Source organism: Thermotoga sp. RQ2, from assembly GCF_000019625.1.
Lineage (GTDB): Bacteria > Thermotogota > Thermotogae > Thermotogales > Thermotogaceae > Thermotoga > Thermotoga maritima.
This window is the reverse complement of record NC_010483.1, coordinates 1,764,237-1,777,899: the sequence shown is the minus strand read 5'-3', so window position 1 is coordinate 1,777,899 and position 13,663 is coordinate 1,764,237. Positions and strand designations below refer to the sequence as shown.

General features: G+C 47.6%; 13 protein-coding genes and 2 pseudogenes. 9 read left to right on the top strand and 6 right to left on the bottom strand.

Annotated features, from left to right (window positions below; genetic code table 11):
* From TRQ2_RS09075 to TRQ2_RS09040, 8 genes are read left to right on the top strand one after another with little or no spacing between them, the layout of a single operon-like run.
* Entirely contained in the window at positions 1 to 999 is a 999-nt protein-coding gene (locus TRQ2_RS09075; protein ID WP_012311326.1) for a M42 family metallopeptidase, read from the top strand.
* Between the two features lie 3 nt (positions 1,000 to 1,002).
* The gene (locus TRQ2_RS09070) at positions 1,003 to 2,022 is read left to right on the top strand and encodes a M42 family metallopeptidase (protein WP_012311325.1); all 1,020 of its coding nucleotides are present in this window, start codon (positions 1,003 to 1,005) and stop codon (positions 2,020 to 2,022) included.
* Complete coding sequence (locus TRQ2_RS09065) at positions 2,019 to 3,014, top strand: M42 family metallopeptidase (RefSeq protein WP_012311324.1); 996 nt, start codon at positions 2,019 to 2,021, stop codon at positions 3,012 to 3,014. Before TRQ2_RS09070 ends, TRQ2_RS09065 begins: the two co-directional genes overlap by 4 nt.
* 3 nt (positions 3,015 to 3,017) lie before the next feature.
* Complete coding sequence (locus tag TRQ2_RS09060) at positions 3,018 to 3,719, top strand: hypothetical protein (RefSeq protein ID WP_012311323.1); 702 nt, start codon at positions 3,018 to 3,020, stop codon at positions 3,717 to 3,719.
* The gene (locus TRQ2_RS09055) at positions 3,716 to 4,261 is read left to right on the top strand and encodes a ComEA family DNA-binding protein (protein WP_012311322.1); all 546 of its coding nucleotides are present in this window, start codon (positions 3,716 to 3,718) and stop codon (positions 4,259 to 4,261) included. Before TRQ2_RS09060 ends, TRQ2_RS09055 begins: the two co-directional genes overlap by 4 nt.
* 14 nt (positions 4,262 to 4,275) lie before the next feature.
* Entirely contained in the window at positions 4,276 to 4,755 is a 480-nt protein-coding gene (locus TRQ2_RS09050; RefSeq protein ID WP_004080454.1) for an OmpH family outer membrane protein, read from the top strand.
* A complete protein-coding gene (gene lptB, locus TRQ2_RS09045; protein WP_004080452.1) occupies positions 4,752 to 5,465 on the top strand; it encodes an LPS export ABC transporter ATP-binding protein in 714 nt (237 codons plus the stop codon). The genes TRQ2_RS09050 and lptB overlap by 4 nt, the downstream gene beginning before the upstream one ends.
* A complete protein-coding gene (locus tag TRQ2_RS09040) occupies positions 5,462 to 5,977 on the top strand; it encodes a TIGR00725 family protein (protein ID WP_004080450.1) in 516 nt (171 codons plus the stop codon). Before lptB ends, TRQ2_RS09040 begins: the two co-directional genes overlap by 4 nt.
* Here the strand turns inward: TRQ2_RS09040 and cutA are convergent.
* Entirely contained in the window at positions 5,958 to 6,263 is a 306-nt protein-coding gene (gene cutA, locus TRQ2_RS09035) for a divalent-cation tolerance protein CutA (RefSeq protein WP_004080448.1), read from the bottom strand. The two genes, TRQ2_RS09040 and cutA, sit on opposite strands and share 20 nt — an antisense overlap.
* 1 nt (position 6,264) lies before the next feature.
* On the bottom strand, positions 6,265 to 7,263 hold the full coding sequence (locus TRQ2_RS09030) for a TrkA family potassium uptake protein (RefSeq protein WP_012311321.1): 999 nt from the start codon (positions 7,261 to 7,263) through the stop codon (positions 6,265 to 6,267).
* A 119-nt stretch (positions 7,264 to 7,382) separates the two neighbouring features.
* Between TRQ2_RS09030 and TRQ2_RS09025 the strand changes: the two genes are divergently transcribed.
* Positions 7,383 to 8,981, top strand: a complete 1,599-nt coding sequence (locus TRQ2_RS09025; RefSeq protein WP_004080443.1) for an FMN-binding glutamate synthase family protein — start codon at positions 7,383 to 7,385, stop codon at positions 8,979 to 8,981.
* A gap of 42 nt (positions 8,982 to 9,023) precedes the next feature.
* Here TRQ2_RS09025 and TRQ2_RS09020 read toward each other — a convergent pair whose 3' ends face one another.
* From TRQ2_RS09020 to TRQ2_RS09005, 4 genes and pseudogenes are all read right to left on the bottom strand, one after another.
* Entirely contained in the window at positions 9,024 to 9,287 is a 264-nt protein-coding gene (locus TRQ2_RS09020; protein WP_004080441.1) for a stage V sporulation protein S, read from the bottom strand.
* Positions 9,288 to 9,335: 48 nt separating this feature from the next.
* Positions 9,336 to 10,670, bottom strand: a complete 1,335-nt coding sequence (locus TRQ2_RS09015; RefSeq protein ID WP_012311320.1) for an MFS transporter — start codon at positions 10,668 to 10,670, stop codon at positions 9,336 to 9,338.
* Positions 10,671 to 10,755: 85 nt separating this feature from the next.
* Positions 10,756 to 11,910, bottom strand: a pseudogene (locus TRQ2_RS09010) (DUF2264 domain-containing protein).
* Between the two features lie 5 nt (positions 11,911 to 11,915).
* Positions 11,916 to 13,607 (bottom strand): annotated as a pseudogene (locus tag TRQ2_RS09005) (glycoside hydrolase family 2 TIM barrel-domain containing protein).
* Positions 13,608 to 13,663 lie beyond the last annotated feature (56 nt).

Below are 13,663 nucleotides of genomic sequence, written 5' to 3'. Positions count from 1 at the left end.
ATGGAAACCGGAAAACTCTTGGTGGAACTGTCGAACCTCGACGGCCCTTCAGGTTACGAGACGAATGTGGTTTCTTACATAAAGTCAGTCATTGAACCTTTCGTGGACGAAGCGAAAACAACCCGCCACGGAAGTCTGATCGGATACAAAAAGGGAAAAGGGATAGGAAAACTCGCGTTTTTTGCCCACGTGGATGAAATCGGTTTTGTTGTTTCGAAGGTGGAGGGGCAGTTCGCCAGACTCGAGCCCGTGGGTGGAGTGGATCCGAAGGTCGTTTATGCTTCGAAAATCCGTATCTACACAAAAAACGGGATCGAACACGGTGTGATCGGAATGCTCGCTCCACACTTGCAAGATTCGGAATCCAGAAAGAAAGTCCTCACATACGATGAAATCTTCGTCGATTTATCTCTGTGTGAAAGAGATGTTCGTGTAGGTGACATTGCAGTGATAGATCAGACGGCTTTCGAAACGAATGGGAAGGTGGTTGGGAAGGCTTTGGACAACAGAGCGAGCTGTGGAGTTCTTGTGAAAGCACTCGAATTTCTCAAAAAGTACGATCACCCATGGGATGTCTATGTGGTCTTTTCTGTTCAGGAAGAGACAGGGTGTCTGGGGGCTCTCACAGGCGCGTACGAGATAAACCCCGACGTGGCGATCGTGATGGACGTTACGTTCGCTTCCGAGCCTCCATTCAGTGATCACATAGAGCTTGGAAAAGGTCCGGTGATAGGCCTGGGACCGGTTGTGGATAGGAATCTTGTTCAGAAGGTCATCGAGATAGCGAATAAACACAACGTTTCTCTTCAGGAAGAAGCGGTTGGTGGAAGGTCCGGCACGGAAACGGATTTCGTTCAGCTTGTTCGAAACGGTGTTAGAACGTCTCTCATATCCATTCCCTTGAAGTACATGCACACTCCCGTTGAAATGGTGGACCCGCGCGATGTGGAGGAACTCGCAAGACTTCTCTCCCTTGTCGCGGTAGAACTGGAGGTGTGACAGATGTATCTCAAAGAACTTTCGATGATACCGGGTGTGTCTGGAGATGAAGGGAAGGTCAGGGATTTCATAAAGTCAAAGATAGAAAGTCTCGTTGACAACCTTTACACCGATGTCCTTGGGAATTTGATAGCTTTGAAAAGAGGAAGAGATTCTTCGAAAAAACTGCTCGTTTCGGCTCACATGGATGAGGTCGGTTTCGTTGTGAGCAAAATAGAAAAGGACGGAAAAGTGGCGTTCTTGCCCATTGGAGGAGTCGATTCCAGGATACTTCCCGGAAAGGTGGTTCAGGTGAAGAATCTCAAAGGAGTTATCGGCTACAGACCGATCCACCTTCAGCGCGATGAAGAGAACACTCCCCCAAGGTTTGAGAATCTGAGAATTGATTTTGGTTTTTCTTCTGCAGACGAAGCGAAAAAGTACGTATCAATAGGAGACTACGTCTCTTTCGTGAGTGATTACATCGAAAAGAACGGCCGGGCAGTCGGGAAAGCGTTCGACGACAGAGCGGGGTGTTCTGTTCTGATCGATGTTCTCGAAAGCGGTGTGAGTCCTGCCTACGATACGTACTTTGTCTTCACAGTTCAGGAAGAGACGGGACTTCGTGGAAGTGCAGTTGTGGTGGAACAGCTGAAACCCACCTGTGCCATCGTCGTGGAAACCACCACGGCCGGCGACAATCCGGAACTGGAGGAAAGGAAATGGGCAACACATCTGGGTGACGGTCCTGCCATCACCTTTTTTCACAGGGGATACGTGATCCCAAAGGAGATCTTTCAAACTATCGTGGATACAGCGAAGAACAACGACATTCCGTTTCAGATGAAGAGAAGAACCGCTGGGGGAACGGACGCGGGACGTTACGCCAGAACCGCCTACGGAGTGCCAGCAGGTGTGATCTCCACTCCAGCACGGTACATCCACAGTCCGAATTCGATCATAGATTTGAACGACTACGAAAACACGAAGAAACTCATAAAAGTACTTGTCGAGGAAGGAAAAATCGTGGAGGTGGTCTCATGAAGGAACTGATCAGGAAGCTGACGGAAGCCTTTGGCCCAAGTGGACGGGAAGAAGAGGTGAGAAGAATCATCCTCGAGGAACTCGAAGGGCACATAGATGGCCACAGGATCGATGGGCTCGGCAATCTCATTGTTTGGAAAGGAAGCGGCGAGAAAAAGGTGATACTGGACGCTCACATAGATGAGATAGGTGTTGTCGTCACAAATGTGGACGACAAGGGATTTCTGACGATAGAACCCGTCGGCGGTGTCTCTCCGTACATGCTTCTTGGAAAAAGGATCAGGTTCGAAAACGGTACAATAGGCGTTGTTGGTATGGAAGGTGAAACAACAGAAGAAAGGCAGGAGAATGTGAGAAAGCTCTCATTCGACAGGCTGTTCGTCGATATCGGTGCAAATTCCAGGGAAGAAGCGCAGAAGATGTGTCCGATTGGAAGCTTCGGTGTCTACGACAGTGGATTCGTTGAGGTTTCCGGGAAATACGTCTCGAAGGCGATGGATGACAGGATAGGATGTGCCGTGATCGTGGAAGTTTTCAAAAGAATCAAACCCGCTGTTACGCTCTACGGTGTTTTCAGTGTTCAGGAAGAAGTGGGACTGGTCGGTGCCTCGGTAGCGGGGTACGGCGTACCAGCGGACGAGGCCATCGCGATCGATGTGACTGATTCGGCAGACACTCCGAAGGCCATCAAGAGACACGCAATGAGGCTCTCCGGTGGACCCGCTCTGAAAGTGAAAGACAGGGCATCGATCAGCAGCAAACGCATCCTCGAAAATTTGATAGAAATCGCGGAAAAATTCGATATAAAGTATCAGATGGAGGTTCTGACGTTCGGCGGTACGAACGCCATGGGGTACCAGCGGACTAAAGAAGGAATTCCTTCGGCCACGGTGTCTATTCCCACACGATACGTTCACTCACCCAGTGAGATGATCGCACCAGATGACGTTGAGGCAACGGTCGATCTTCTCATCAGGTATCTGGGGGCGTGAGAGATGGCCAGAATCACTCTCTCCGATGGCCAGTCAAGGTTTTTGTTCTGGCTGATCGTAGTTATTTTCGGTGTGGCTATAGCTCTGCTGTCCTGGAATATTTATTTGAAATTCCAGCTCAGGAACGTGAAAGTAGAGATCGTGGAGATAAAGCCCGTGGAGTTGAAGATACCTGAAGAAATAGAGGCATCCATTTCGGTAACACCTCCACCGACTCCCCTCCTCGTGGAATTCGAGGAGTTCGACTACGAGAAGTTGAGAGACGAGATGGCGGATTTCGTCTCTGAAGATCAGGTGGTTTCTTCCTTCGTTGTGAAGAAGGAAGATGCTCTGAGGATCATCAGGAGGTCGGGTCTTCCGTATCTCATTTCTCCTGTTTCAACGGACACCTATTCGGTGGTGCTCCTCGGTGAGTTCGAGGATTTCTCGCAGGTTGCCCAGAGGTCCCTTTATGGAGTCTTTGTGATAACAACGCTGTCTGAGAGTATTTCAAAAGAACTCGCTTACGATTTGAGAGTGGCAGGTTATCCTTCCTACGTTTACGCCTTCCAGAAACTGGATAAGAAGTACTACTCCGTGGTGGTGGGAGCTTTTCCAACACTCCGACTTGCCGAAGATTACTTTGAAAAACTGAACTGGGAAGACATCATGAAGCGGGTGAAGGTGAACAGGCCGGGATACGCCGGGAGGCTGATCAGTCCTTGAGACTCAGAAAGCAACATCAAAGAACAATTCTATTCGTGGCACTTGTTTTCTTCATATTGCTTGGAATTGTTATGGAACGAGAAACGAAAACAGAAGAGGACACAACATCCTCTCAGAAGGTTGTCGCCTTTCCTGTGGAGCTGAACACCGCTTCTCTGGAAGACTTGATGTCGATTCCAGGGATCGGGCCTGTGAAAGCCCAGAGGATCATCGATTACAGAGAGTCACATGGTGGATTTTCGAGCGTGGAAGAATTGAAGAACGTCTCTGGAATCGGAGAAAAAACCCTGGAGAAGATTTCCAGATATGTGACCGTCGAAGGAGTTGAACAACATATCAAAAGAGAAGTCACAAAACTGAACGTGAACACAGCTTCGGTTGAAGAACTCGAAACCCTTCCCTACATAGGTGAGGTAAAGGCAAAAGCCATTGTCGAGTACCGAGAGAAAAACGGTCCCTTTCGTTCTCCCGAAGATCTTCTGGACGTGCCTGGAATAGGTGAAAAGACGCTGGAGAAAATAAGAGGAAAAATCACATTTTGAAAGGAGGAATAAGCATGAAGAAACTGCTCCTACCCCTCGTTCTGGCAGGTGTTCTCCTTGCAACGCTACTCGTTTCACAGAGTTCCTCGAGCCCTTCCCTGAGGGTAGCCTACGTCGATGTTGAAAAAGCGACAGAGAGTTACTACAAGTGGCAGGATCTGAACGAAAAGTACAAGAGAGACTATTCTTTCTATCAGAACAAGTTGAAGGAGATGGAGGATGAGCTCAAAAAGATGCAGGAAGAAGGAAGATCTCAGGAAGAGATACAGGCAAAACAGAAGGAGATTCTCTCGAAAAAGGCTGAATACGAAAATCTTCTGAAGACTGAATACCAGCAGAAGATTCAGGAAGTGATGAAAGAAGTTGTGAGTAAAATCCAGGAATACGCGAGTGTTATGGGATACGATCTTGTGATTGCGAAACAGATGGTTCTCTATGGAAAGCCATCTTACGATATAACAGACCAGGTGATCGCTTACATCAATCAGAAATGATGGATGTTTTGAGGTGCGAGAACCTCAAAAAGAGGTTCGGCAGAAGATACGTCGTGAACGGAGTGAATCTGGAGTTTCACAGGGGTGAGATAGTCGGTCTTCTCGGTCCCAACGGAGCCGGGAAGACCACTATTTTCAACATGATTCTTGGTGTCGTTGTACCGACTTCGGGAAAGATCATCTTCAGGGATGTTGATATAACGAAGTTTCCCGTTTACAGGAGAGCAAGACTCGGTATCACCTATCTTCAGCAGGAGACTTCGATCTTCGGGGGCCTCACTGTGAGGGAAAACATAGACCTCGTGCTTCGCTTCCATGAGAAAGATAAAGAAAAAAGAGAAAGAAAAATAGAAGAACTCCTCCACGAATTCCATCTGAAACACCTCGAGAATCAACCCGCGAGCTTTCTTTCCGGGGGAGAGAAGAGAAAGCTAGAACTCGCAAGAATGATGTGTTTGAATCCCGCTTTCATTCTGCTCGATGAACCCTTCAGCGGAATAGATCCGAAGACTGTGAAAGAAATTCAAAAAATGACCCTGGAATTGAAGCAGAAAAATTTCGGAATCGTCATCACCGACCACAACGTCGATGAACTCGTTGAAATCGCTGACAGGATCTACGTCATCTACAAGGGAGAGATCCTCGCCGAAGGTTCTCCTGAAAGAATTTTGGAAGACGAAACAGTGAGGGAGGTGTACCTCGGAACGTGAAAAAAGTCGTCGTTGTCGGATACTCCGGACCGGTGAACAAATCTCCGGTGTCGGAACTTCGAGATATTTGTCTGGAACTTGGAAGAACCCTGGCAAAGAAAGGGTACCTCGTGTTCAACGGCGGAAGAGACGGTGTGATGGAACTCGTATCTCAGGGGGTCAGAGAAGCGGGCGGAACCGTGGTGGGAATACTTCCCGATGAAGAAGCGGGGAATCCGTATCTTTCCGTCGCCGTGAAAACAGGCCTTGACTTTCAGATGAGATCTTTCGTTCTTTTGAGAAACGCAGATGTAGTTGTCTCGATTGGCGGAGAGATTGGAACAGCGATAGAGATTCTGGGAGCTTATGCGCTAGGGAAGCCTGTGATCCTGCTGAGAGGAACGGGTGGGTGGACGGACAGGATCTCTCAGGTTCTGATAGACGGAAAGTACCTGGACAACAGAAGAATCGTAGAGATTCATCAGGCGTGGACTGTGGAGGAAGCTGTTCAGATCATAGAACAGATTCTCTGAGCCAGTTCATGTATTCAGTCAGGACGTTTTCCACCTTCAGTGTGAAGATCGCGGGTGTTTCGTATGGATGAAGTTTTCTCAACTCTTCGTAGAGTTCCTTTTCTTTTTCTTCTGTAGTCTTGAAAATAGCCGCCCACTCTTTGTCTTGAACGATTTCACCTTTCCACCAGTATCCGGATCTGATTTCGAACGCGTTGAAGCAAGCTATTAGCCTTTTCTCGAGGAGTTTTCTTCCTATCTCGAGCGCTTTTTCTTCATTTGGAAAGGTCGAATACACGAGTATCATTCTATCCCTCCTCGATTAATCTGTGGAGTTTTTCGAAGTGATCGCTTTTTCCCACCACCATGAGCCTGTCCTCCGGGAGTATCTTCGTGTCTCCCGTCGGGTTGAAGATCACCTCTCCTCCACGTCTGATCGCAATGACGATGGTTCCGGCTCTCTTCGCAAGGTTTATTTCACCGAGCGTTTTGTTGGCAACAGGACTCTCTGGGGGTATTACCACTTCCTCTATTCTGAAGGATTCCTCGCCGAAGGAGAGAATGTCCAGGAAGCTTATAGTAGTGGGATTGAGAGCCATCTGAGCGAGCCTCACACCCGCGAGCTCCGATGTAGCGATCACTTTGTCCGCCCCCGCGTAAACGAGCTTGCTCAAAGCCTTCATGTCAGAGACTCTGGATACAATCTCGAGATTCGGATTCAAGGACTTTGCGGTGAGAACAACGAACGTGCTTTTCGCGTCGTCGGGAAGTGTCACCACAAGAGAACGAGCCCTTTCAACCCCCGCTTTCATGAGAATTTCTTCTTCTGTGGCATCTCCCACAACGTAGGGGAATTCCTCTCCCAGAAAATCTTTGAGTCTGGCGATTGCTTCTTCCGATTGATCTATCACAACAAAGGGCTTCTTTGCTTTCATTATCTCCAGGGTGGTGTGCCTTCCTGTTCTTCCCGCTCCCACTACGATGAAGTGTTCTCTGAGTTTATCTATCATCTTTTTCATCCTCCTGTTCCTGAAGTACTCTCCTATGTGTCCCTCAACGATCATCGATGTCACCGATGTGAAACCGTACAGCACGATCGTCACACCAGCGCTTATGAGAATGGAAGCTATCACCTTTCCAGCTTGAGAGAGGTTCTCAGGAATAGAGTATCCCACCGTGGAAACTGTGATGAGCGTGAAGAAAAATGAATCGAAAAGGTTCCACCCTTCTATCAGGTGAAAGGCAACCGTTCCAAAAACAAATACGAACACTATCATGAGTGCGAGTATGATTACATTTTTTTTCACACTTTTATACCTCCTCATACAAATATTACAATATTTTGACTGCCTCTTGTAGTCCTCTCTGTTTGTTTTATAATTAATCAAAATCTCTGGCATATAAATTCCATTTGGGGGGAACGGTAGTGGGAAACCTCAGAAGGCCAAATGCGAACGAAGCGACTGGAACGTTCAACCGCTCAAGGGATGTTGTCCCTATGTCAGGCCTGTGCGCCAAGTGTGTAGATGGCTGTACCGGAGGATGTGAAACCTGGCTTGCGTCGTTCAGGGGAAGAGAGGTTCTCTATCCAGGTCCGTTCGGTGACATCACCGCGGGTGCCGTCAAGGACTATCCTGTTGACTACTCACACCTTAACATTCTCGGGTACGCACGCGGTGCGGAAGGTCTTCCCGAAGGAGTGGAACCAGGTCCTGACACCGCAATATTCACGAACGTTGATACAACCACAGAGTACGGCTGGGACATCAAAGTGAAGATGAAGGTTCCCATATTCACGGGGGCACTCGGTTCCACAGAAATCGCGAGGAAGAACTGGGATCACATAGCGGTGGGAGCTGCCATCAGTGGAATAACGGTTGTCTGTGGAGAAAATGTAGCGGGTGTCGATCCGGATCTGGAACTCGACAGCAACGGAAAAGTGAAGAAATCACCGGAACTCGACAGGAGAATAGAAATATACAAGAGATACCACGACGGGGAATACGGTGAAATACTTATTCAAATGAACGTTGAGGATACAAGGCTGGGTGTTGCGGAGTACGTTATAAACAAACACGGCATCGAAACCATTGAGCTCAAGTGGGGGCAGGGAGCCAAGAGCATCGGTGGAGAGATAAAGGTGAGATCCCTTGAACGCGCTCTGGAACTGAAAAGAAGAGGTTATATAGTTCTCCCCGATCCCGAACTTCCGGAAGTCCAGAGAGCGTTCAAAGAAGGAGAAATCAAGGAGTTCGAAAGACACTCAAGACTTGGTTTTGTCTCTAAGGAATCCTTCCTAAAAGAAGTGGAAAGACTCAGAAAACTCGGATTCAAGCGGATCACCTTGAAGACGGGAGCTTACTCGGCTGTTGAACTTGCCATGGCTCTCAGATACGGTGCTGAGGCGAAGGTGGATTTGATCACCGTCGATGGAGCACCGGGTGGAACGGGTATGAGCCCGTGGCCGATGATGAACGAGTGGGGAATTCCTACGTTCTACCTCGAGGCTTTGACGTATCAATTCGCGGAAAAGTTGAGCAGGAGAGGAATCAGGGTTCCTGACATAGCCATAGCCGGCGGTTTCTCCACAGAAGACGGTGTTCTCAAGGCCATTGCGATGGGTTCTCCGTACGTGAAGGCCGTCTGTATGGGAAGGGCTCTCATGATACCCGCGATGGTGGGAAAGAACATAGGCGAGTGGCTCAAGAGTGGAAACTTGCCGAAGACAGTTTCGAAATACGGAACAACCGTAGAGGAAATCTTCGTCACCTACGAAGAACTGAGATCCCGATTTGGAGAGGAAGAAGTCAAGAAATTGCCTCTTGGTGCCATAGGAGTCTACACGTTCGTTCAGAAGTTCAAAACGGGTCTGCAGCAACTCATGGCGGGTGCGAGAAAGTTCAGGCTCTCTGCTCTTTCCAGGAAAGATCTCATCGCTCTCACAAAAGACGCAGCAGAAATCTCAGGAATTCCATACGTTATGGAATCTTACAGGGATGAAGCGGAAAGGATCCTCGAGGAGTGAAACAAGAAATGGGAAAAATCAAAGGGGAGCTGATGCTCCCCTTCAGCTTTTTGGAAAGACTATGAACTTGATGGCTGTCCGCTTTTCGTTTTCGATCTCGACGTCCGTGAAGGCAGGAACGAAAACGAGATCGATACCACTCGGTGCCAGGTACCCCCGCGCAATGGCGATGGCCTTCACTGCCTGGTTCACTGCACCGGCTCCAATGGCCTGAATCTCCGCTTTACCGTGCTCCCTCACCACACCGGCAATAGCACCAGCGACCTTGTTAGGATCGGACTTCGACGATACCTTCAGTACTTCCATGTTACTTACCCCCTTCGTTGTGTGATCTCAATATTATTTTACCATGTCTCAACGTTTTCTTCTAAAAATGTTCAGTGTGTTCAACCTTTCTCTGATCCACGGAACCGTTCCTGAGAAGAACGACTCCTTCACAGCCTGGATCAGAGAATCCACTTTTTGAGGTGTTCCAAGATCCATCCTGGATATTATGTACGCCGCCGATGCTCTCAAAAAGAACGATATGAACATGGTGAGTCTGATAGCGGATATTCCAAAGGGAAGACTGATGTTCTCCAGCAAGGCAACTAAAACGCTTGCAAATAAAGATCCAGCGAACAAAGAAAGATTGGACAGACTGTTGAACACAGAGAAGGCTTCAGTTTTGAGGGATGAAGGTGCTGTGTACATGAGGGTGTAGAAAACAAGCTGGCTTGTTCCTGCTGTTACGAATATACCAATTATTATCTGGAGGAAGAAGACGTAAAGGAACGATCTAGGAGTCAGTGCCCAGAGGAGAATAACAATCGCATGAATCCACAGACAGACTTTGAGAAAGTATTGAAATCCATACCTGTCTCCCAACTTTCCCCAGAAAGGTTGGAAGAGAGTTCCTATGAACATTCCCACTGCGTTCAGAACACTTATTTGAAGATAGGAAAACTCGACCTCTTTTAAAAGCATCACGTTTATATAGACCGTACCAACACCTATGGCAAATTGCCAGAAGGCGAATCCAAGAAGAAAGTTTTTGAAGTGTTCTTCTTTCAGGAGAAACTTCACGGCTTTTGTTATGGAAACAGACGCCTCGCGTGGTTTGTACGGTGGCTCGTACTGTATCTTCAAGAAGTATCCGTTCAGTGCCCCGAGAGAACCCGCTATGAGAAAGAGTGTGCCAAAACCTTTCCAGTTTTCTCCAAGAGAATCGAGTATCGCGCCTGCAAGGAACATAGCGGGAATCTGAACCGCTCCATGAATGAGATTTCTGAAACCAAAGTAGCTTCCAATCATATCTTTTGGTACCAAATCAGACATCCAGCTCTGCCAGAGAGGAGCAGACAGGGCACCAGCGATCTGGATGTAAAAATAAAGAAGATACGCAAAGAGAAGGCCATGCCTGATAGCGGGAAATACGGCGAACAGCAATATGGACGTTCTGGCAGTCCACATCAGTGGAACGATGATCTGTTTCCTGGATTTCAAACGATGTGAGAATGAGAGTGTGAGAAGTTGGAGCGTGTTTGCCAAGAAGGGAATAGAACCGAAAAGGCCGATGAAGAAGCTTGAGGCTCCCATCCACAGGAAATAGCCCGTCAGATAAGCTCCACCGAAGAACTGGTTGATGAGTACGGCCAGTGCTCCTTCTATGATGGATATGTTCAGCGCTCTTTTTATTTTTGGATCCAACACCACTTCCTCCTCAAGTTGTTTTGACTTCAGACATAGTATCACTGAAAGATTAATGGATTGGTTCGGAGAGTTTTAATGTATGTTAATCCTCTAATGCTTTGTCGGGTATAGTATCTTCACCCTCCCATATCTTTTTATTCGTCCATTCCTTGCAGGAATCTTTCCAGAAAGGGTCTGAGGAAGGAAGTCCGAGAGGCAGAAAGACCGTTGTGCACAGATACAGACTGCCTGTTGTAATGTACTCCTCACCGAGTGAGGGTTGAGAACCAACAACACCGATCTTCAACCAGCCTTTTTCATCGAAAGTTGAGGGATTTTCGAAAATCTTTTTGAGAACTGCGGTGAGCGCACACCTGACCTGAGCCGGAGAAAGACTCGCTGGAAGAAGGTGAAGAAGTGACAACTGGCTCAGAAGATGAAAGATCGCCGTCCTGTAGGTTATCGATCTACCGATGATGGGAAACGCTCCTTCAGGGGGTATCATTCTCTCGAGAACAACAGCATACCTCTGAGCCCGCCTCAATACTTTCACCTAAAGCTCTTTCCATTCTGTCTTTTCCTCGGAAAGAATCCTCAGCACGTCTATCATCATCGGATAAATAACGAAACTGTTGTAATAGTCCCACCTGAAAAAAGGACCATCACCGTAAGCTCCATCTCCTTTGTACCAGCTTTCTACATTTTTCAATATCAAATCGACTTTCGTGCTGTCCCATTCTTCCCCTGCGAAGAAGAAAAAAATCTCAACCATGGCGGAAAACAAAAGCCAGTTGGAAAAATAAGGTTCTATCTTTCTTGTTACCTTCAATTCTCTTATCAATCTTTTCTTTGTAGAAACATCGAGATTTTCCCAGAGAACCTTAGGAGCCCTCAATATAGCCTCTACAAGAAAAGCAGCATCAACCAGTGGTTGTCTTCCTTCTTTGAAGTTCATGTAATCTTTGCAGTTTGGATTCGTTGCAACATCGAGGGATTTGACTGCAAATTCTGATAATCGGGTTGCGATCTTTCTCTCCTCTGGATCCGTGCTCGGACTTTCCCTGTTCAATTCAAGAAACGGGGAGATTCCGCAGAGGATTCTCCCCAGAAGTTCTAGATGTGTGAACTTTCTCCTTTCTTCGCTCTTCTTTCCCTCCACAGGCATTGATTCCTTCAAGCGATCCGATGCGCAAAGCTCAAGAGGCATTTCACAAATTTTTTGAAGAAGAGAAAGCCAGTAGCGCCGAACATCAGTCATAGACATCAAACCTCACTCCACAGTCTTCTCAGTACATGAGCAACGAGTTTGGGTTGTCTGTCTCTTGTGAAAACACCCTTGTGATTGAGGATGGGTCTTCTCACGTTCTGAGGAGTCTTAAAATCTGCAAAGGCCCACACGTGTGTTCCAATGATGTAGTCTTTCTTCAAAAGAAGTCTGATCGTCTTTTCAACGAGCTCTGCTTGGTACTCTTCGGAGAACATCTGAGGTGGGTCGTAGTGGATGCCGGCTATCGCGTCCGCACCGAATTCTGTGACAAAGATAGGTTTTCTGTGCCTTGCATAGAGCTCTTCTATGTCTTTTTCCAGAGCTTGAAGTCCTTCTTCTATCCTTCCCTGATAGATGTACCAGCCGTAGTACCTGTTCACACAGACGATGTCGAAATACTTCAGCGCCACGTCTCTTGTCCTCTCGTCTGGTGCGTCCATCATGCTCACCATGACCACGGGACGTGTTCGATCCATCTCTTTGGCAGTCTCATAAAGGGCTTTGAAGAAACTCTCCGCGTCTGGATGGTTGGACTCGGGTTCGTTCGCCACACTCCACATGATCACGCTGGGATGGTTCTTGTCTCTGTCTATCATTCTTCTTATGTTGTCTTCTGCTATCTTTTAGGTCTCCGGGTTGTAGTGATACCTTGTGATACCAACGTGCGGGGCTTCGTCTATCACGAGGATTCCGAGTCTGTCGGCAAGATCCAGCCACTCTTCACTGTAAGGATAGTGAGAGGTCCTGAAAGAATTCGCGTTGATCCACTTCAGAAGGTTGAAGTCTTTTATCATCAGTGGATAGAAAGTACCCTGCCCCAGAACGGGGAATTCCTCGTGCTTTCCAAAGCCCTTCAGAAAGACGGGTTTCCCGTTCAGGTAGAGCTTTTTCTCGTCCCAGCTGATCGTTCTGATTCCGATGTCCAGAGTGTACTCGTCTCTTTCGAGTTCCACCTTGAGAGGATAAAGATACGGATCTTCGAGGTACCAGAACCTGGCGTTTTCGAGGATGAACTCCTCTTCGACGAATCTGTCGGATGTTCTGACCTTTTTTTCTGCCTCTCCAAGTTTGATCGTCATCTCCTGTCCCACCGCTTCTTCTGAGACTTCTATCTTCACTTTCACTTTTCCAAGTTTCTTCTCTGGTTCAGATTCACTCGTGTCCACCCAGATGTCAAGTATCCTCGCGTGGTCTGTGAACTCTATCAGAACAGGTCTTATGATTCCTCCGTAGGGAAAGAAGTCGAAGTTTGCAGGTGGAAAGCTTCCAAAGAATCCCACGGTGTGCGTGCCACTGTCTGGAACCTTCGAGGGAAATCCTCCCACCTTTAACCTGTTCTCAACAACCACTCTGAGTTCGTTCTCTCCAGGTTTCACTTTCCCTGTCACATCTACTTCGAAGGGAAGGTATCCAATGTGATTCTCTCCCACTTTCTCTCCGTTTAGGAAGACATCGCAGTCTGTGTTCACGGCAGCAAAGTAAAGTCTGATGTGTTTTTTTGAAAGTTCCTCTGGAACGTAGAAGGTGGTTTTGTGGGTGAAAGGTCCTTCTTCATAGCACAGATCCTGATACTGCTCGTTCCAGCTCCCAGGAACGGCGATTGGTCTGTTTTTTCTGTGTGCTTCCAAAAACCAGATATCGTTCAACTTCAAAACAAACCGCTTCGAGTTTGGAACGGATCTCATCATTCGATCACCCCCGTAATTACTTTGTTCCTAATTATAATCGCTAATGATAGAATACA